Below are 21,306 nucleotides of genomic sequence, written 5' to 3' on the forward strand. Positions count from 1 at the left end.
TATAATTTGTTAATTAAAAAGCTAGCTGCTCTATGCCTTATATTTTGACAGGCTTTCAACTACTTTTCGGTCGTTAGATAGTCGCTGAACTTTGTTTTGTCCGCCGAGCTTACCTATTGATTTCATATATTCTAAAAACCCTCCGCTTTTAACGGGAGTAACTTTTAAAGTTTGCAACACCTTACCCACAATAAGGTCATAATAATAACTATTCTGTTTTTGAAGTGCCGAATCTAATTCTTTTATAAAAAGACCCATATCAGATGGTAGTTTTTCAAATTCTATAAACCACTCGTGATATGGCAATTCATTTTCTTGCGGATTAATTTGTGGTGCCACGGTAAATTCACTTACACTGGCATCGGTTACACTTGTCGCAACTAACATTGCTTCTTCTACTTCTTTAGCGATAACGTGTTCCCCAAACGCAGAAATAAAATGTTTTATACGCCCAGACACTACTATTTTAAAAGGATATGTTGAAATAAACCGAATGGTATCACCAAGATTATATGCCCATAACCCGGCATTCGTGGTGATAATCATAACATAATCAACACCAATTTCTACATCTTTTAAAGTGATTCTTTTGGGGTGTTCATCAAAAAATTCATCAGACCTTACAAATTCATAAAATATGCCTGCTTCTAATAGCAGTAACATACCCTTTTCTGTTTGAGAATTCTGATAGGCAAAGAAACCTTCACTGGCTGGAAACAATTCTATACTTGCTACTTTACGACCTATTAATGATTCAAACTTCTTTCTATACGGCTCATAATTGACTCCGCCATAAATAAAAAGTTCAAAATTCTTGAACAAATCACCTACATACTCATTGGTATTTTCCTTTAGTTTCTCAAAGTACATTTGAACCCAAGAAGGTATACCGGCGATAACCGTCATATCTTCATTCTTGGTTTCTTCTACGATAGCATTCACTTTGGTTTCCCAATCTTCTATACAGTTAGTCTCCCAACTGGGCATTCTATTTTTTTGCAAATAATTAGGCACATAGTGTGCCGAAATACCAGAAAGTCTACCCAGTTTCACTCCATTTTTCTCAGTTAAAACCGGACTACCCTGCAAAAAAATCATTTTACCAGTTACGAAATCTGCCTTGCCAGTTTCATGAATGTAATTAAGAATAGCATTTCTGGATGCTTTTACCTGTTCTTTAATACTGCCTTCAGTAATGGGTATATATTTAGCTCCAGAAGTAGTACCCGAGGTTTTTGCAAAATATAATGGTTTACCTGGCCAAAGAATATCTTCTTGCCCAGCAACCGCTAAATTTACATATTCTTTAAGTTCTTCATAATCTCTAATAGGAACTTGAGCGATAAAATCGCTATGCGTTTTAATCGTTTTTAAGTTATGGTCTTTACCAAACTTTGTCTCACTACCTTTTGCGATAAGTTCTCTAAAAACGATCTCTTGTGTCTCAATAGGATTACTGACCCACTTATCGGTTCTTTTCGCGATACGGTGTGCAAATATTTTAGCAGCAATAGTCTTTAGTGACATTTCGTTTTAATTAAAGTCGATATAATTTAAAGGATCAATAGGTGTTCCGTTATCCCAAAGTTCAAAATGTAGATGTGGGCCAGTAGTAAGTTCACCAGTATTACCAACTGCAGCAATTACTTCACCACCCCTTACAATATTACCTTGATACTTCGATAACGAACCATTATGCTTATATACACTTAACAATCCGCCTTCGTGTTCAATTATAATTACATAACCGGTATCTGCAGTCCATTCAGAAAAAATTACTGTACCATTTGCAATTGCTTTCACCGGGCTATCGGTTACAGCAGTAATATCAACCGCATAGTGTTTTTCATTAGGGTTGAAGCTCATAGTTACTGATCCTGAAACCGGAGTAAACAATACTAAATTTTTCTTATCAATTGTTCGTTCAAATAAGTTGTACTTGTCTTCAAGAGCAACCTCTGCACGTAATAACGAATCTTCTTTAATAGGGTTTAGATCCACTGAAGCTGGATCTAATTTAAACTGCTGAAAAAGAGAATCTCTATTTACCACCGTATTCTCAATATCACCCTTTAACACCATACGAATATTATCTAAATACTTATTGGTATAATTTAGGGTTCGAATTAAAGAATCTGTTTTATATGTAAGCTCTGTGGCTTCTTTCTTTAATCTTGTTGAAGAATAACCCGGTATATATTCTCGAAGTGGCGTAAAGGCAATTAACAGTGTTGTAAGTCCTATTAAGGTGATCATAAAAAGAGATCCTGTCACAAAAACATTCAGCCTGCTTAACTTAAAAGAAATCTTTTCTTCGAAAGTACTTTCGTTTAGTATTACCAAACGGTACTTATGAAGAAGTTTCCTTTTTATTTCCTTTCTTTTTTTGACTTTCTTTTTGGCCATCTTAACAAAGATAAACTTAGAATTTAATTTTAGAGCTTCTTTGAATTGATTAATTTAGAAAGAGATGCTCAACTTTACTTTACTTACGTTTTTTAATACAATTTTAGTTCACTTACGCCTATGATTGGCTCATATTTACTTCAAAAAATAACAATTAAATATAAATTACTTCTTGCCTATTATACTGCTTAAGAAAGTTAAAGTCTTCTTTTTTCCTATTACTTAATCATCTAAACATCAAAGTATTTAGGCTGTTACCTCGGTAAACCATCAATTCACAACATAAATTACCCCTAAACTTTCTTTAAAGTTAGATTTGATTTAGCTGTTAAAAGACCTACAAATCGAACCACTTAAACAGATGCTTGATCATCAAGTAACAATGACACATTTTCAAACTCATACCAAACTCTTGCATAAATTAAGAAAATCTGCGGTTTTAATCACCGTACTTCTTTTTTTTGCAGCTGTACAATCCATACAATCCCAAATAAATAATTCAGATTACCACGTAGAAATTAGCTCGACAAATATGGGCGTCTGCGGAGGATCAAATGATGGCAGTACCACTCTTACAATTACCGCAAAAGCTGCTCAACTTCATACTTTTAAAATTATTTTTGACTTACCAGAAGGTATTTCCTATAAAACTGGAACAGCAGCTATTGATTCTCAAACGGGGTCTGCCGATTTGCAGTTATCTGAATTCGATGTTACAGATTTAAATCAACCAACCTTTCAAATTGAAAGACCTAGTAATGCAAACTGGCAAATTTCCGATGTTGTTACATTTACCTTTGAAAAAACAGGAGATTGCGATGCCGTACAATTCTCATATAATGGCGGACTCTTTAAAGATGTTCAAACCATAAATTACATACAAAATACAACGGCCAAAACAGCAAACAATAGCGATCTAACTTCTAACGGCTACACACTATTAAAAGCATATTTAGCAGTAAATGATATTACAGCCGTAGATGCCTATGTTGGTGATGTTACCAATAGAAATATTGTTATCAATAATTCTGGTAACGGTAGCATTTCACAATTTGATCATGTGGTAGAGGTGAGTCCGGGTTTACAAGCTAACTATGAACTCTCATTTAATGGCACTGTTTTAACGCCTTCTATAAGTGGTGATTTCTATTCCTATACTATCAATCTTAACTCGGCTCCTTTTGCGGGTCAAGTTGGTGATGGTGACAATTTATTTGAAAACGAAAATATTACACTAGTAGAAAAACTAGTATTAACAAGCTGTGTAGACAATCAATCTACTCAGCACAGTCCTAGATGGGGATGCACAGCTGGCGCCTATTGCCAAGTTGGTGCAGCAATACCTGGGTTTATTGGTTTTAATCAAGAATGGTCAGACATCTCTTTTCAAACCATAAGTGACCCTCGCCCTCGATGGGATGCTCCTGTAACTTATATATACAGATTAGAAAACGACGCAAGTGCAGACAATGCCTATAATGTTAATTTTAATATAGGCTATACTTGGGATAATAGAATGTCATCTACAGGGTTCAACCCAATGTACGGAGATGACAACGATACAAACAGACAATTATCTAACTTCAGATTTACTGGTGGATCTTCATTTACACCCGTAAGATGGGAAAACACAACCACCGGAAGCTCTCTTGGCTTAGGGTCTTATCTTGTTGGTCAAGATTTCTTTACTACGGATCCTGACGGACCTGGCGGATTACAAGATTTAGATGGCGATGGTTTCTTTGATGATTTATTACCTGGAGATTTTACAGAAATCAATGTAGATTTATCCATGTTACAGCTATCACCTACATGTGATGCTAATGATGCCGAGTACTCGAAAAGTGCCAGTTTAAATATGGATGCTTGGGCAGTAAATACTTGTGGTAGCAGTAATAAATCTGTCCGTGAAGAAATTGAAAGACATTATGTAAATAGAGCAGCGTTATTTAATGAAGATTTCCCCGAAGATTATGACTTAGATGCTGAAGACGGTGCTGTTTTCAATCTTTCATTTATCGGAAATTTCATTGCATCGAATCAAGCACCAACATGTGACGGCATTGAAATGTTTTCAAATGATGCGTCAACTATTTACAAAGCCGTACTTGATGTACCAGCGGGAGTTACGTTAGATTCTGGCGCAGATGCCCGTTATGCACAAGTAGGCAATCAAATTATATTCACCGAAACACAATTAAAAGATTTTGAATACAACTCTTACTATTTAAGAATACCAATCGATTTTGCATTAAATATAGATTGCAGTACGTATTCGGGTCCAGAAAATCTGGTTTTAAATTACGCTACTTCTTACGAAAGTTCATGTTATAATACCGATTTACATTGTGGATCATTCAATGTTACAACACATTGCCCTAATGGTTGTAGTGCTCCAATGACAACCTCTTTCGACGCAAATAGAACAACTGCAGGTTGGACCGATGAAACCATGAGTACCAAAGTGGTTTTAAACCCTACTACTCATGCTACCAAATATTACATGCCAAAAGATGAAATGGTTGTTACTACTAGTGCTGTTATGCAGAATACTACTCAAGACAATTTGCTTTTTGAAATGCGCTATATCACTGAAAGTGGTGAAAGCATGCAAGACATCATTGATTTTACAGGCGGTACTATTACAATAAATGACCTTTCTTCTGGAACACCGCAAACATTTCCTATTACGAATACACCGGTGCTTACGACAATTGGCACTAATGATAATAGATTTACTTTAGACTTATCTTCTTATCAAACACTAATTTCCCCTACATATGAATATGGAGAAGGATTAGAGGCTGATGAAATATCATTGGAACTTAGTTTTCAATTTAAAGAAGACTTCCCTGAAGAAGCTTTTTTATATCAATTTCACACCTTTCAAGGTCGTTTTTACAGTTTAGACAGTTCTAATAATGAAATTGATTGTGGTGCGTATAATGAAAGAGCACACTTTTTTCAAACTGAAATTAATATTACTGCAGATATTGATAACAAAACAGAGGGGTGTGATGAAAAATGGCTTTATGTTGGTCTAGCGCAAGCTTCATCGGTAGATGATAAATTCCCTGATGAGTTTAGACCGCCATTATTATGGAATTCTACTACAATCGAAATACCAACCGGTATGCATTTCAATGACCTAGTTAGTAGCTACGGTTACCCGAGTCTAATGCCAGAGAATAATGATGCGGCATCGTGGAACAATGGATTAAATTATTCGGTTTCAGGTAATATTGTTACTATAACTCCCGGACCTCGATTTGTTCATTTAGATCAGGGTGGCAATAAATATCCTAGTGTTTCAATCAACCTAACAGCAACCAGTACTACCCCTGCACTAAGTTCACATAACATTTCAGTAAATTATGATGAGTTTGCCTATGCAGATTCGCCTGTTACTAAAACAGAAAGCGATACTAAAGACTTTACTTACAACCAACCTGTTTTCTTCTTAACGTCAGATAATCCTACAGAAATTGGAAATTCAGAATTAGAAGGTTTCACGGTTGATATTTGCAAACAGAATTCAACAGAAATTGCTAACAATTGGCTTCGGGTAGATACCGGCTCCGATTATATGATTACAAATGCCTACTTAGTAGATGGGGCAACAGAAACTGCGTTAACTTTCACCACCGAAAGTGATGTCACCTATATTGAATTTGGTGATATGGAAGGTGGAACCTGGATCTGTAGACAAATTAGGTTTGAAGGCACATACAATTCTAGTAGCCCAATTGACTTAAGCGTTTCACATAATTATGATTGTATTGCTTACCCTACAAGTTACAGTGGCATTCCATATTTTGATGAAGAGGTTTTTACCTTAAATCCTGTTCCAGCAGCAATACAATTACAAATACTAAACCAGCCAAGTGCAACAGTTGATACTTGTACCGATTTTAATATTACCCTAGAAGCAAGAAATGCTGGCGAAGGAGATTTAATTTCTCCTATTATTGATTTTGATGTGCCTGGTGATATTTCAGCTCTATTAATCAATGGTCTTACTATTGAATACCCTAGAGGTTCTGGTAATATTGAAACATTGACCCCAACAATATCTGGCAATAATGTTTCTATAAACCTTTTAGACCACTCGTTTATTTCGGCAATAAATGGAATACCTGGATCATTGAATGCTGCCTCAATAGATGAACAAATTGCTGTTATTAGTCTTACCTTAAATGCACAATGTAATTATGTATCAAACACAGGTACGGCATATACAATAACTGGTAATAGTCCGTTTGGGGATCCAGCGACAGGTAGCGGTAGTAGAACTTCTGCTAATCCTATAATATTGACTGGTGCAGAACCACCTTACAGTACCAATAACAGTTTATCTGTTTCAAACACTGCAAGACTAGAAGGGTGTGAAGCAGAGACAGTAATTGTAAATACGATCATAGTTGATGGTGTTTCGGGTAATGATGATTATGTGCGTGTAGTTTTACCAGATGGTATACAATATGTAGCTTCCTCATTTACATCGACAAGCGCTCTACCTCTTACTTACGTAAGTACTAATACAGTCGGTAGTCATCAAGAAATAGAATTAAAATTACCACAAGGTGCGACATCTGCCGACACCTTAACTTATAGTTTTGATATTAGTAATCAATCAACTAGTTGTTCAAGTACAGCTGATATTGATTTAACAACATATGTTACAACAACGGCCTTAAGTTGTATGGGTGTTTCGTGTGGTACCACAGAAATTGCTACTGGTAATGCTACTATTCCTGTCGAAACATATAAATCTGAAATTGCGGTTGCGAGTCCTGCACCACAAGCTACCTATCTAAATAATGGTACAGATTATACTTATGATTTAGATTTTAGTATTGAAAATATAGGTGCGTATACAGTTGCATCAGGAGCAACTTACGCTGTTTACTGTACCGATGCATCTGATAATAAAACTGGCACAGCAATTTATACGGGTAGTTTAGACGTCGAAATTTTAAGCGGTAATACCATAAACGAAATTGCTTCTTTTACAACGAGTGACTTTTGTGGCGCTGGAGGAAATCTATTGATAGAATTAGAACCTTCAGTTGGAAATTGCTTTTGTAATACGGTTTCATTTTTAATTGCATCAGTTGATACGTCTGCAGATTTGTCCTTGGACAAGTCGGTTTCAGATACTAATCCTGATATTTCAGATGTTATAACCTTTACCATTGACTTGGCAAATGCCGGTCCGAATGACGCTACTAATGTTAGCGTTGAAGATGTCGTTCCTGTTGGGTATACTGTAGATTTTGCTACCATTTCAAATGGTGGTACATTAACTGGTTCAACTATTACTTGGAATTTGGCAACTGTGGCTTCTGGTATGACTTCATTAACATATGATGTTTCGGTTAATGCACCGACCGGCGCAACCGATGAATATAAAAACATAGCGCAAGTAATCGCAAGTGACCAGACAGACCCAAATTCGACTCCGAACAATGATGACGGAGATCAATCGGAAGATGATGAGGATGCTGTTGATACGGTAAGTGTTAACGAACAAGCAGATCTATCTTTAGATAAATCAGTTTCAGATACTAATCCTGATATTTTAGATATCATAACGTTTACGATTGATTTAGCAAATGCCGGACCTAATGACGCTACTAATGTAAGCATCGAAGATGTGGTTCCTGTTGGTTATACTGTCGATGTTGCTACTATTTCAAATGGTGGAACTTTAACCGGTTCTACTATTACTTGGGACTTGGCGACTGTAACTTCTGGTACGATTTCATTGACCTATGATGTTTCGGTAAATACACCAACTGGCGCAACCGACGAATATAAAAACATAGCACAAGTAACCGCAAGTGATCAAACAGATCCTAACTCTACTCCGAACAATGATGACGGAGATCAATCTGAAGATGATGAGGATTCGGTGGATACCATTAGTGTTAACGCACAAGCAGATTTGTCACTTGACAAATCGGTTTCAGATACTAATCCTGATATTTCAGATGTTATAACCTTTACAATTGATTTAGCAAATGCCGGTCCGAATGACGCTACTAATGTTAGTATTGAAGATGTTGTTCCTGTTGGGTATGCTGTTGATGTTGGTACTATTTCAAATGGCGGAACATTATCCGGTTCAACTATTACTTGGGACTTGGCGACTGTAACTTCTGGTACGACTTCATTAACATACGATGTTTCGGTAAACGCACCGACTGGCGCAATCGATGAATATAAAAACATAGCGCAAGTAACCGCGAGTGATCAAGCAGATCCTAACTCTACCCCGAACAATGATGACGGAGATCAATCGGAAGATGATGAAGATGCTGTTGATACGGTAAGTGTTAACGAACAAGCAGATCTATCTTTAGATAAATCAGTTTCGGATACTAGCCCAGATATTTCAGATGTAATAACTTTTACTATTGATTTAGCGAATACTGGTCCGAATGATGCAACCAATGTTAGCATTGAAGATGTTGTTCCTGTTGGATATACTGTCGATGTCGCTACTATTTCAAATGGCGGAACAATTTCTGGAAACACCATTACTTGGAACTTGGCAACTGTAACTTCTGGCACGACTTCATTAACATACGATGTTTCGGTAAATACACCGACTGGCGCAACCGATGAATATAAAAACATAGCGCAAGTAACTGCGAGTGATCAAACAGACCCAAACTCTACTCCGAACAATGATGACGGAGATCAATCTGAAGATGATGAAGATTCGGTGGATACAATTTCTATTAACAATATTGATTTATCATTAAATAAAACTTTGGCTGCGGGTTCTAATCCGACCCCGAATATAAATGAAAGTATTACCTATGAAATTACTTTAGCAAATGCAGGTCCCGAAACTGCAACTGGTATTACTATAAAAGATTATATACCATCAGGTTTAATTTTAGATGTAGCATCAATATCCAACGGAGGAACATTTGCTAATAATACGATTACCTGGAATATCGCTTCTTTAGAAATAGAGAGCATCACACTATCATACAGCGCAATGCTCGACATTCCGACAGGAACTGAAAATGAGTATAAAAACGTAGCACAGGTAACTCAGGTAAATCAACCAGATTCTGATTCATCCGTAGATAATTATAATGCGAATACTCCTAATGAAGACGACGAAAGTGAGTATGAAGTTGCTACACCTTCTATAGATATTTCTATTAATAAAACAGTTTCTAGCGAAACAGCAGCAATCGGAGACGAAGTCATTTTTACGGTAACTGCAAGTAACATCGGTAGTTTAGAAGCAACCAACCTAAGTATAGAAGAAAATATACCTAACGGTTTTGTGTTGACAGCTCAAAGCGTTGACATAGGAACATACGATTCGCAAACAGGCTTCTGGGATATCTCAGTGCTGCTACCTAACGAAACTGCAGAACTTCTTTTAACGGTAACCGTACAAGACGCAGACGAATATACCAACATTGCCCGTGTAGATTACGTTGATCAACTAGATCAAAATATGGGCAATGACCAAGATGAAGCTACCGTTAACTTAAACGAACCGTTAGAAGAAGAGTGTTTGGTCATTTTTAATGAGTTCTCCCCTAACGGAGATGGTAGTAATGAATATTTCTTTATTGAGTGTATTGAAGATTATCCGAATAACAACTTACAGGTATTCAACCGATGGGGAACTTTAGTTTATGAAACTAAAGGATATAACAATGATTGGGACGGTACATCTCAAGGTAGAGCCACTGTAAACGGTAGCGAAAAACTTCCTGTAGGTACTTACTATTATATACTAGTACCTAATGAAGATATTAATGATGCAAAAACAGGTTGGTTATATATAACTAGATAAATGTTGCAATGAAGTTGAAAATATACCACATATACATAAGCACAACGCTCCTCTTAATCCTACTTGGGGTTGAGAGTGCACATGCGCAGCAAGAACCACAGTATACGCAATACAATTATAATACTATGACTGTAAACCCGGCTTATACGGGATCTAAAGGTCATTTAACCGTTACATCTCTATTTCGAAGTCAGTGGGTTGGTCTAGATGGTTCGCCTAAAACTATTTCATTAGGTATAGATTCTCCACTTAGCACCTATGACGGTATCGGTTTATCGATTGTACAGGATCAAATTGGTCCGTCTTCAGAAACATATTTAGACTTTAATTACGCACACAATCTAATTCTAAATAGAAAGGGTCATCGATTGGCTTTAGGGCTAAAAGCTGGTGCTCGTTTTCTTAGCGTAGATTGGTCTAAAGGAACGTATCGTGATCCAGATGTTCTTTTCAATGAAAATATAAATAGTGAACTTTTACCATCTGTAGGTGCTGGTTTATTCTATTATACAGATAATGCCTATGTAGGTCTTTCAACACCTAATGTATTATATAACAAACGGTATGATGCTATTGAAGAAGCCGTCGGTTCAGATAGAATGCACCTATATTTAATTGCAGGTTATGTTTTCAAATTAAATTCTACAGTAAAATTTAAACCTTCTACGTTTGTAAAATATGTTGAAGGAGCTCCATTAATTGCAGATGTCTCTTTCAATTTTCTTCTTAATGAGGCGTTAACCCTAGGTGTAAATTATAGATGGGATGATTCTATTGGTGCCTTATTAGGATTTCAAATCAATCCGCAATTCAATTTGGGATATGCCTATGATTTAACAACTAATAACTTGGGAGCCTACAACTCGGGCACACATGAACTATTTTTACGCTATAGATTAATATCAAAAATTACAAGGATAAAATCTCCACGTTTCTTCTAGTTAAAGCAACAATATCGGGACTTAATAGAATAAAAACCATTTGGTATTTAAATTAAAGAAGGGGTAAGTGATTCATTCCACCAAATAAAAAATCACTTGATGTTAATATTAACATCAAACTAATAAGTTTTTAGTATCTTTGAAATCCATTTTAAATCATAGTCTTATGACATTATTATCTACTTTTTTGGCCATAGGCGCTCCACAAATTATATTAGTGGTAGTCGTAATTCTACTATTATTCGGAGGTAAAAAGATTCCGGAACTTATGCGAGGTTTAGGTAGTGGAATAAAAGAATTTAAAGATGCCTCTAAAGAAGATGAGCAACTAGAAGAAAAGAAAAAGGAATAGGTAACAAACCATTCTTACATATAATTTATAAAGTCCTGATTTTCAGGACTTTATTGTTTTCTAGATTCTTTATTAGAGTATTAGGTCGCGTTTTATAATCCCGCACACTCCACAAAACGTTCAAATTAACCGTTTATCGGGATCTCATTGGTTACGAGGCTACTAAATACTATTCATACACGACATAAAAACCCTCTTTCACAACAATTAATATTCAGAATATCGCTTTACTGCTAATTTCGTTAGACATATAGTACTAAAAATCCATAACTAACCGTTGGTACTATACTTAAAACCCCAGTTGAATGTAATGTTCAACTAAGAATTATGTCTATGAGAAGTGTATTAAATTTATTTTTTCTGTTCTTTATCGTTTTTGCACAAGCCCAAGGCTTTCAAGACGAACTTGAGTCTGAGGTGTCAAACAATACTAACAATGCCATAGCTTCTGATATAGATGCTGATGACAAAAAGGCATTTCAAAAGGCTGCTGAAGAGCTATCCATTCCTTACAGGGCTTTTCATGATATTCCAGAAACCAAAAATGGATACTATATAATTTCTGGTACATTCTCTAAAAGCAAGAATCTTAAATCTCAAATTAAGAAATTTAATAAAAAAGGGTTTGAAGCAGGATACTTTCAAAATCCTCAAAACCAACTATACTATCTATATTTAAATCATTATACATCTTGGGAAGATGCTATTAACGATTGTTCTACACAATTCGATAATCGTTATGATGATGAAGTTTGGATACTAAAAATGATCAATAGTGATTTATATACTGAATCAGAATCAGTAGCTGAGTTACCAACCGAATCAGAAATAGAAACAACTACAATATTAGAAGAAAGCTCAACATTAGAAAAAACACCAGAACTAGTATTAGCTAATGAAACTTTGTTAGAGACAGCATCTATACCAGTAGAAGATGTTTCTTATGATATGCTTACGGCATCAAAAGAAAATGACCCAGCTGTTAAATCAAAGCTTGTAAAAAGAGCTGACGAGTATTTTGACAAAATGTGGTACGCCGAAGCAGCCAAACTTTATGAGCAAGCTCTATCTAAAGGAGAAAAAGCTTATACATATGATGTATTGAAGAAAGCGGGAGATGCGCATTACTTTAATACAGATATGGAAAACGCTTATAAGTGGTACAACATATTATATACAAAGTATGAGTCTGACATGAGTTCTGACTACCTATTTAAATATGCTCACTCTCTTAAAGGTATTGGAAACTATAAAAGGTCAAAACGTTTATTAAAGTTATATAATAGAAAATTAGCTGGCGAAGAGATTGCACAGGATACAGAACAGAATGAAATAGTTTTAGATGGTCTTCTAAGAATGGAGGAAAAGTTTGACATCGACAACCTGAACATTAATTCAAAGTATTCAGAATTTTCGCCAATGTATTATGGTGGTGATGAAATGGTTTATGCATCTGCTAAAGATTCTTCTATATTTACTACCAGAAAATACAAATGGAACAATCAACCTTACTTAGATTTATTTGTTGCCAAGGTAAATGAAGAATCTCAAGATTTTAAAGATGCCATTAAATTTTCTAAAAAGATAAATACAAAATATCACGAAGCATCTGTTGCTTTCACACCTGATAATGAGACGATGTATTTTACCAGAAACAATTATGGTAAAAAACTAAAGCGTGATAAAAACGGAATAAACCACCTTAAGATCTACCGTTCTAAAAAAGTAGATGGAGAATGGTTAGAAGCTGAAGAAGTACCTTTCAACAGTGACAATTACTCTACTGGTCACCCAGCACTAAGTCCTGATGGAAAGCAATTATATTTTGTTTCTGATATGCCAGGTACTTTAGGCGAAACAGATATTTTCGTTGTAGATGTTCTTGAAGATGGTTCTTTTTCTTCTCCAAGAAATCTTGGTCCTGAAATTAATACGGAGCACAAAGAAATGTTTCCGTTTATAAATGACAAAAAATTATACTTTTCATCTGATGGTCATGTAGGCTTAGGAGGATTAGATGTCTTTGAAGTTGCCTTTGATGATGAAGCTGGCTTTTTAGAAGTACGTAATGTAGGTAAGCCTGTAAATAGTAGTAAAGATGATTTCTCTTTTATTGTAGATGAAGAGTCTCAGAAGGGATACTTTGCATCTAACCGTGATGGTGGTAAAGGTGATGATGATATCTATTCTTTTAAAACATTACAGCTCGAAGAAATACCAACCAGTATAAATGCTATATCGGGTATTGTTACCGAGTTAATCACTGGCGATTTAATGCCAAATGCATTAGTTGAATTACTTGATGAGAACAACATCAAACTTAAAGAAATGGAAACCGACGAAAATGGAAACTTCATTTTTGAAGATTTAGATGCTGATACAAGATATGTTTTAAAAACCACCAAAGGTTCGTACTTTGATGACACTAGAGAAGCTGCAACAAAAGACAATGAGATTGTTAATGTAGATGTTTCAATGAGAAAACTTAATGATATGATCGCTGTTGAGAATGGCATTAAGAAGCTTAAAACAGAGATGATTCACTTTAACTTTGATAAATCATACATACGAGACGATGCTGCTGTAGAGCTTAATAAACTAGTAGAAGTAATGAACGATTCGCCTAATATGGTTATTAAAATTGAATCTCATACCGATTCAAGGGGTGATGACGTTTATAACAAATACTTATCTGATAAGCGTGCTAAATCTACCAGAGACTATATCATTGCTCAAGGTATTGATCCAAGTAGAATTGAAAGCGCCATTGGTTATGGAGAAGAACAGTTAATTAATGATTGTGATGGAACAGTTCGTTGTACAGAAAAGCAACATTACCTTAACCGTAGATCAGAGTTTATTATCGTAGACATGTAATACAAAATAACATCAATAAAAAAAGACCCGCTAAATAGCGGGTCTTTTTTGTTATAATAAGTTTTAGTTCTTATAGATAGTAAAACTCCATGCTTGTCTTCTTACTTACGCAAATTACTTTTTACTTAACTATGATTATAAACTCTTGGTCAATTTTCTAATACCTGTCGTGTGTGCTGTTTATCTATGTTTTTTTACTGTTGATAGATATAGATTTTAACCAATTACATTTTATAGAATAATTGGGCTTTTTACCTAAGCTTTTCAATAAAGGCATTAAGATTGAACATCTTTACCAGCAAGAACTCCTAAATCATTGAACATGGAAAAAATTACCCTAGTTAAAGAAATATACGTTGAAGCTTTTAGAAATTGGAAAAGTTTTCTTTTAGAGCACTACTTTAAAATATTTTCGTGGCTGTGTTTTTTATTGATTGCTTATGCCTCTTACGTTTTAATTTTTAGAGTGTCTACCGGCTTTTCTTTCAGTAATTTATAATACAACACCATAATAAGGTTTGTAATCAAACAACAAACCTATTTCACATAAAAAAGGCTCAGGAAATTCCTGAGCCTTTTGCATTTTATAAAACTAAATTGAAATTAGTTATTTGTCTTGTTCATTAACATTGAACCGTACAGATTTCATAATTGCTTCTAGCTCGAACATGTAATCTCTTTTCTTGGTTGCTGGGGCAAAAACAAACCCTTCAACAATCAATTTACGATTGTTCTCTTTATCACTTATGATATAGGTTAAAAACGGACCTGCCATAGGATAAGCGGACATTTCCCAAATTCCCCTCACTTCTGCTGCTTTTCTACCTGAAACCTCAGCAGGAAAGACATATGGAGAAAAAGCTTTTTCTGTAATCATATGATTATTCTTTCCAGGAATATCTTCACCGCCAATATAAAGTCCGCCAATAGAATCACGCATCTTTATAATGTCTTGAACAAAAGTAGAATCGTTCTGAAAACTATCCCAAGGCATGGTGTATGCGATAATATTCATATTCCCTTTTTGAATTTGACGATCTATCCACACAAAATTATCCTCTTCCCTTCCAACTCTATAAATAGAAGGTATTTTCATCGAAATATCGAATTTATCTTCTAGTGCTTTTTCCTTATTTAATGATTTCTCGAATCTTTTTTGGGCTTTTGCAATTTCAAGGGCTTTAAAGTCTGCAATAAATTCTGGAGCCGTCTTTTTAATATTTGCAATTATCTCTTCTTTATTTCGCCCCTTGATCACCCCCACTTTCTGCGGTTTCGAATACATGTTAGATTTCATGTGGGCTACATTCAAAGTATCTTCCATAACATACAGCACTGAGCTTGTATTACGAATAGATCCCGTGAAAATTTGTTGTGGTATTTGGGTAACACTAAAAAGCGCTTCGTCCCAAGTTAAACCTTGTGCAGCAGCGGTATAGTTTTCACGAATAGCATCGCCTACATTACTGTTCCATAAATCATTATCTATAACTACCGTTAAAGTGTTCATGGCGCCTACCGACTCTGGTAGGTAATCTGCTTTGCCGTCTTCTTTACAGGCAATTGACAATCCTAAAATTGCTAAAAAACAAAGTGAAATTCTTTTTTTCATTGGTGTTTTGGTTTACGATGAACAGTCGCACAATTTAAGTTTTGTGCCTAGCTTTAAATTGTTACCACTAATACCGTTCCACTTTCGTAAATTATCTATAGTTACACCAGGATATTTTTTAGAAATCGTCCATAATGAGTCTCCGCTTCTAACTTCATGTGTTTTAGAATTGCTCGCAACAGCCGTTCTAGAAGGAGTTTGTTTAGGTTTTACAGAAGAACCCGAATTATGTTTTGGGTAAATTGTTAATCGTTGTCCGATTTTCAAATTATTACTTCGCAACCCGTTCCATTGTTTCAATTGGCTTACACGCACACCGTAGCGTTCAGCAATTTTTCCAAGAAAATCGCCATCTCTAACTCTATATCTAATACTATTTGCATCTGCTTGCTTCGTTATTTGAGCAATCGGACTTTCTTTACTTTTCAATTCCTTTTCTACATGAGCATATATAGCTTCTTCATTCGCTACGAATTTTCCCATTTTATGAACAGGTAATCTTAGCGCATGTGCTCTCCCTTCTACAAAAGGTATAACGTCTAATTTATAATGAGGGTTAAGCACCTTTAATTCTTCTTTATCAATACCTGCCAATTCAGAGATCTGATCAAAGGTTATTAAGCTTTTAACATGAATTGTATCTGTTTCAAAATAGGCGCGATCCGCTATCTTTGCTTTCAAACCATGTTCTTCTGCATACTCAAAAATATACATGGTAGCTTGAAAAGCTGGAACATAGCCAGCAGTTTCTCTAGGTAAGTTTCTTCTAATATTCCAGTAATTACGTTGACCGCCACTTCTACGAATAGCTTTATTTACGTTACCAGGACCAGAATTATAAGCAGCCAAGGCTAAATCCCAATCATCATAAATTCTATGTAATCTATTTAAGTAATTAGCGGCTGCAGCAGTAGATTTTATTGGATCACTACGCTCATCAACATAACTGTTAATGTTCAGCTTCATTTCTTTACCCGTACCGTACATAAACTGCCAAAGACCTGTTGCCCCTACTCTAGAACGCGCCTTAGGGTTTAAAGCAGATTCTACAATAGACAAATATTTCATTTCTAATGGAATGTTCTTATTGTCAAATTCTTGTTCAAATAAAGGAAAGTAAAATTGGCTAATGGTAAGCATACGCTCCATTAAACCTCTTTTTCTAGTTAGAAATGATTTAATGACACTTTCTAAAGACTTATTGTATTCTACATTGAAAGGCGTTTTCGCATTCAATTTTGCCAAACGCATTTTTAAGGTATCTGTTGGCAAATCTAAAACGTAGGTAGAAACGGTATCTAATTCTAATACCTCTTGGTACATTTCATTAAAAAGCGGAGCTGCATCTACGAGTTCTTTCATCCAAAGACTATCGAACTTAGCTGCTAATGCATTATCCTGAAGATTATAAGAAGAAGATTCTGTTGGTTTGTATAAAACCAAACTTTCGGTTTTAGAACTTTTTACTACATCTAATTGATTCAAAGGAACCACTTCTGTGATTGAATCATTGACAATTATAGTAGTGCTGTTTAAAGAATCTGAAACAGCAGAAACAGTATTTTCTTGTTGTGCAGATCCTAAGACTGGCATCAAAGCTAATCCTAGTAAATAAAAACACTTATAGGTTACTTTATTCATAGTGGGGTAAATTACGTTAACGGAACAAACGAAAATCGTACATTTTTTAATGAGAATAAAATAATTTCTCTTAAAATGCACAAATTTTCGTTATATGCCGTTTATCGATAACCCCTTTACTAGTCTAATATAGCAGCGATCCCTGGTAAAGTTTTACCTTCTAAACTTTCTAGCATTGCACCTCCGCCTGTTGATACATAACTAACTTTGTTTTCAAAACCGAATTGTTTTACTGCAGCAACAGAATCTCCACCACCAACTAATGAAAAAGAACCTGCTTTAGTAGCTTCTGCAATATAATTACCAACTGCAATAGTACCAGCTGCAAATTTTTCCATCTCAAAAACACCAATAGGTCCGTTCCAAAGAATTGTTTTAGAAGCTAGAATCACTTTTTTGAAGTTTTGTAATGTATCAGGCCCGGCATCCAATCCTTGCCAACCATCTGGTATTTTGTCAACGTCTACTACTTGTGTATTTGCATTCGCATCAAAAGCATCTGCAGCAATAACATCTACTGGTATGTGTACATTAACATTTTTCTCCTTAGCCTGCTTAAGAATTTCCATCGCAAGTTCCATCTTGTCATCTTCACAAATAGAATCTCCTACTTTACCACCTTGCGCCTTAATAAAAGTATAAGTCATACCGCCACCGATGATCAAATCATCGATTTTATCAAGAATATTTTCGATGATAGTAATCTTAGAAGAAACTTTTGCTCCACCTAAAATTGCCAATACCGGTTTTTCACCTGTAGCCATAACCTTATCGATAGCCTCTATTTCTTTCGCTAATAAATAACCAAAACACTTAGCACCCGGAAAAAATTTAGCTATTACAGTAGTAGATGCATGTGCACGGTGAGCCGTACCAAAAGCATCATTAACATATATATCTCCTAGCTTTGAAAGCTTTTCTGCGAAAGCTTCATCACCTTTTTCTTCTTCACTATGAAATCTAAGGTTCTCTAATAAAAGTACCTCGCCATTCTGTAATTCTGCAACTGCTTTTTCAGCTTCTTCACCAACACAGTCGCTTACAAACTTTACAGTAACCCCAATAACATCAGAAACAGCATCTACGATATGACTTAAAGACAAATCTGGATTGCGCACTCCTTTTGGTCTTCCCAAATGGCTCATAAGCACAGCACTACCGCCATCTTCCAACACTTTAATAATTGTTGGCTTAGCTGCTTGAATTCTAGTGTTATCTGTTACTTCAAATTTGTCATTTAATGGAACATTGAAGTCCACTCTAATTAACGCTTTTTTATCTTCAAAATTAAAGTCATTCAATACTTTCATGTGCTATTACTTTTGTTAGGTAACAAATGTAAAGATTAAATGGCTTGCGATAAAGTGCTGAATAGGATAATTTACACCCAATACCATTAAATTTGTTGTGCTTTAAACAACTATATTTGAATCTATGTTATTCAATGAAATTTTAGGACTTTCACATATTAAAAAACACCTAGCATCAAGTGCAGATGCCGGTAGAATACCACATGCACAATTATTTGTTGGTCCAGAGGGGTGCGGTCTTTTGCCTATGGCATTGGCATATGCTCAATATATTATATGTTCAAATACAAATGGAGAAAACAATGGTGGCAATGAAGCTTGCAATTTAAAGTTCAAGTCATTTGCCCACCCAGACGTTCATTTTGCTTTTCCTGTTTCTAATTCTGATAAGGTAAAATCTCACGCCGTAAGTAACCATTACATGAAAGAATGGCGAGAGTTTATACTAGAACAGCCCTATGGAAATCTTTTTGACTGGTATCGCCACATTGAAATTGAAAAGAAACAAGGGCAAATAGGTGTTGATGAAGCACAAGATATTGTAAAAAAATTATCATTAAAATCTTATGAAGGTGGTTATAAGGTGATGTTAATTTGGATGGCAGAAAAGATGAACACTGCAGCTTCGAACAAATTATTAAAGCTAATAGAAGAACCGCCCGATAAAACTATCTTCTTACTACTGTGTGAAGACGAAGAGCAAATTATACAGACCATAAAATCTAGATGTCAAGTTGTTCATTTTCCTCCTTTAGCAGAAGATGCTATTGCCTCAGCCTTAACTGAGAAAGGTGCTAGCAAACCAGAAGCAATGCTATTGGCTCATGAGGCAAATGGTAACTACAATAAAGCTCTTGATCTCTTAAATAAGGATTCTGAAGATTTAGTTTTCGAAAATTGGTTCGTACAATGGGTTCGAACTGCTTTTAAGGCAAAAGGCAATAAAGCCGCTATTCATGAATTGTTATTGTGGAGCGAAGAGGTTGCAAAAACCGGTAGAGAAACACAGAAAAACTTTCTAAGCTACTGCATTACGGTTATGAGACAGGCACTCATGATTAATTATGGTGCAGAAGAACTTGCTTATCTAAAAATACATGCCGAAGGATTTCAATTGAAGAAATTTGCACCTTTTGTTCATGAAAACAACATTATAGATATTACCAAAGAGCTGGAAGATGCTATTTACCATGTGGAAAGAAATGGGAATTCTAAAATCATATTTACCGACCTTTCTATTAAACTAACTAGACTGCTTCACAGAAAGAAGTCTGAACTTAAATAAACCACCATGAATATTTTACTGAAAAATTCTACTGTAATATTGTTGCTCTTATTTTTGATCATCACCTTTTTACAAAGCGGATTTGATAAAATAACCGATTGGAACGGTAATATATCTTGGCTGAAAGAACACTTCTCAAAAACTATTTTTAAAAATATAGTCCCTTTATTGGTTGGTATTATTTTGGTAACCGAGGTTATTGCCGGTTTACTATGTGTAGTAGGTGTATATGAGATTTTTAGTTCAGGAAAATCAAGTTTCGCACTATATGGAGCAATACTATCAGGTATAACATTGCTTATGCTATTATTCGGGCAGAGACTTGCAAAAGATTACGAAGGTGCCAAAACAATAGCGGTTTATTTTATACCAACAATTTTACTTGTATTTCTACTACAAGCTCAGAGCTATCATTTTTAATAGGTGATAAACCTAGGTTTAAGTGAAGACTAATTTTTATTCTAAAGTCTTAGAAACAAAAAACCCTCCTAGTTAGGAGGGTTTTGGAGGCATCGAGCGGATTCGAACCGCTGTACAAGCTTTTGCAGAGCTGCGCCTAGCCACTCGGCCACGATGCCATTTTTTAGCGAGAGCAAAAATAAACAATTATCCCAATCTAAGCTGCATTAAAAACTAAGAAATTATAATTATTTAAAGTCTGATGAATTACTGAACAGATTGTCCTCTTTGTAAATTCAATGATACCGTTACCTTTTCTACGTCTCCGTTTATTGGCGGATTGATTTTAGAAACAGATACCATAGCAGAATCTACGGTCGGAATTTCAATAAAAATTCGGTCAATTATTCTTTTAGTGACATGCTCCAATAACTTAGAAGGCGTTGCCATCTCTTGCTTTACAATCTTGTTAATATGAACATAATCAACAGTATCTTTTAACTCGTCGGAAACTGAGGCAATCAATAAATTTGTATCAACAGAAACGTTGACCAAATAATCACTACCAATATTAGTTTCTTGAGGCAAACACCCGTGGTGGGCATATGCTTTTATATTCTCTAATTGTACTTTACCCATTCTTTATATTCTG

13 protein-coding genes and 1 tRNA gene are annotated in these 21,306 nt (G+C 35.3%); 7 read left to right on the forward strand and 7 right to left on the reverse strand.

What is annotated here, in order from left to right:
• Nucleotides 1-30: 30 nt before the first annotated feature.
• Nucleotides 31-1,527 (reverse strand): GH3 family domain-containing protein, encoded by a 1,497-nt coding sequence (locus QSV08_RS16075; RefSeq protein ID WP_324024734.1) that lies wholly within the window; start codon nucleotides 1,525-1,527, stop codon nucleotides 31-33.
• A gap of 6 nt (nucleotides 1,528-1,533) precedes the next feature.
• The gene (locus QSV08_RS16080; RefSeq protein ID WP_324024735.1) at nucleotides 1,534-2,406 is read right to left on the reverse strand and encodes a M23 family metallopeptidase; all 873 of its coding nucleotides are present in this window, start codon (nucleotides 2,404-2,406) and stop codon (nucleotides 1,534-1,536) included.
• Nucleotides 2,407-2,767: 361 nt separating this feature from the next.
• On the opposite strand from QSV08_RS16080, the gene QSV08_RS16085 reads away from it, so the two are divergent.
• The 5 genes from QSV08_RS16085 (at nucleotide 2,768) to QSV08_RS16105 (ending at nucleotide 14,906) form a co-directional block, all read left to right on the forward strand.
• Nucleotides 2,768-10,237, forward strand: coding sequence for a gliding motility-associated C-terminal domain-containing protein (locus QSV08_RS16085; RefSeq protein ID WP_324024736.1), 7,470 nt, complete (start codon nucleotides 2,768-2,770; stop codon nucleotides 10,235-10,237).
• A gap of 8 nt (nucleotides 10,238-10,245) precedes the next feature.
• Nucleotides 10,246-11,178, forward strand: coding sequence for a type IX secretion system membrane protein PorP/SprF (locus QSV08_RS16090; RefSeq protein ID WP_324024737.1), 933 nt, complete (start codon nucleotides 10,246-10,248; stop codon nucleotides 11,176-11,178).
• Nucleotides 11,179-11,344: 166 nt separating this feature from the next.
• A complete protein-coding gene (tatA, locus tag QSV08_RS16095; protein ID WP_299798826.1) occupies nucleotides 11,345-11,530 on the forward strand; it encodes a twin-arginine translocase TatA/TatE family subunit in 186 nt (61 codons plus the stop codon).
• Nucleotides 11,531-11,863: 333 nt separating this feature from the next.
• The gene (locus tag QSV08_RS16100) at nucleotides 11,864-14,407 is read left to right on the forward strand and encodes an OmpA family protein (RefSeq protein WP_324024738.1); all 2,544 of its coding nucleotides are present in this window, start codon (nucleotides 11,864-11,866) and stop codon (nucleotides 14,405-14,407) included.
• A 322-nt stretch (nucleotides 14,408-14,729) separates the two neighbouring features.
• Nucleotides 14,730-14,906: a DUF6747 family protein gene (locus QSV08_RS16105; RefSeq protein WP_324024739.1), complete on the forward strand. Its 177-nt coding sequence runs from the start codon at nucleotides 14,730-14,732 to the stop codon at nucleotides 14,904-14,906.
• Between the two features lie 108 nt (nucleotides 14,907-15,014).
• Here the strand turns inward: QSV08_RS16105 and QSV08_RS16110 are convergent, their stop codons facing one another.
• The 3 genes from QSV08_RS16110 to QSV08_RS16120 form a co-directional block, all read right to left on the reverse strand.
• Nucleotides 15,015-16,019 (reverse strand): DUF4837 family protein, encoded by a 1,005-nt coding sequence (locus QSV08_RS16110; protein WP_324024740.1) that lies wholly within the window; start codon nucleotides 16,017-16,019, stop codon nucleotides 15,015-15,017.
• A 12-nt stretch (nucleotides 16,020-16,031) separates the two neighbouring features.
• A complete protein-coding gene (locus QSV08_RS16115; RefSeq protein ID WP_324024741.1) occupies nucleotides 16,032-17,660 on the reverse strand; it encodes a LysM peptidoglycan-binding domain-containing protein in 1,629 nt (542 codons plus the stop codon).
• 119 nt (nucleotides 17,661-17,779) lie between these two features.
• The gene (locus QSV08_RS16120; RefSeq protein ID WP_324024742.1) at nucleotides 17,780-18,970 is read right to left on the reverse strand and encodes a phosphoglycerate kinase; all 1,191 of its coding nucleotides are present in this window, start codon (nucleotides 18,968-18,970) and stop codon (nucleotides 17,780-17,782) included.
• A 124-nt stretch (nucleotides 18,971-19,094) separates the two neighbouring features.
• On the opposite strand from QSV08_RS16120, the gene QSV08_RS16125 reads away from it, so the two are divergent.
• Both QSV08_RS16125 and QSV08_RS16130 read left to right on the forward strand, forming a co-directional pair.
• The gene (locus tag QSV08_RS16125) at nucleotides 19,095-20,255 is read left to right on the forward strand and encodes an ATP-binding protein (protein ID WP_324024743.1); all 1,161 of its coding nucleotides are present in this window, start codon (nucleotides 19,095-19,097) and stop codon (nucleotides 20,253-20,255) included.
• Nucleotides 20,256-20,261: 6 nt separating this feature from the next.
• Nucleotides 20,262-20,675: a DoxX family protein gene (locus QSV08_RS16130; RefSeq protein ID WP_324024744.1), complete on the forward strand. Its 414-nt coding sequence runs from the start codon at nucleotides 20,262-20,264 to the stop codon at nucleotides 20,673-20,675.
• A gap of 84 nt (nucleotides 20,676-20,759) precedes the next feature.
• Here the strand turns inward: QSV08_RS16130 and QSV08_RS16135 are convergent.
• Nucleotides 20,760-20,833 (reverse strand) — tRNA-Cys (locus QSV08_RS16135).
• Between the two features lie 88 nt (nucleotides 20,834-20,921).
• Nucleotides 20,922-21,293, reverse strand: a complete 372-nt coding sequence (gene folB / locus QSV08_RS16140; RefSeq protein ID WP_324024745.1) for a dihydroneopterin aldolase — start codon at nucleotides 21,291-21,293, stop codon at nucleotides 20,922-20,924.
• Nucleotides 21,294-21,306 lie beyond the last annotated feature (13 nt).

The sequence above is a fragment of the Maribacter sp. BPC-D8 genome, from assembly GCF_035207705.1.
GTDB lineage: Bacteria > Bacteroidota > Bacteroidia > Flavobacteriales > Flavobacteriaceae > Maribacter.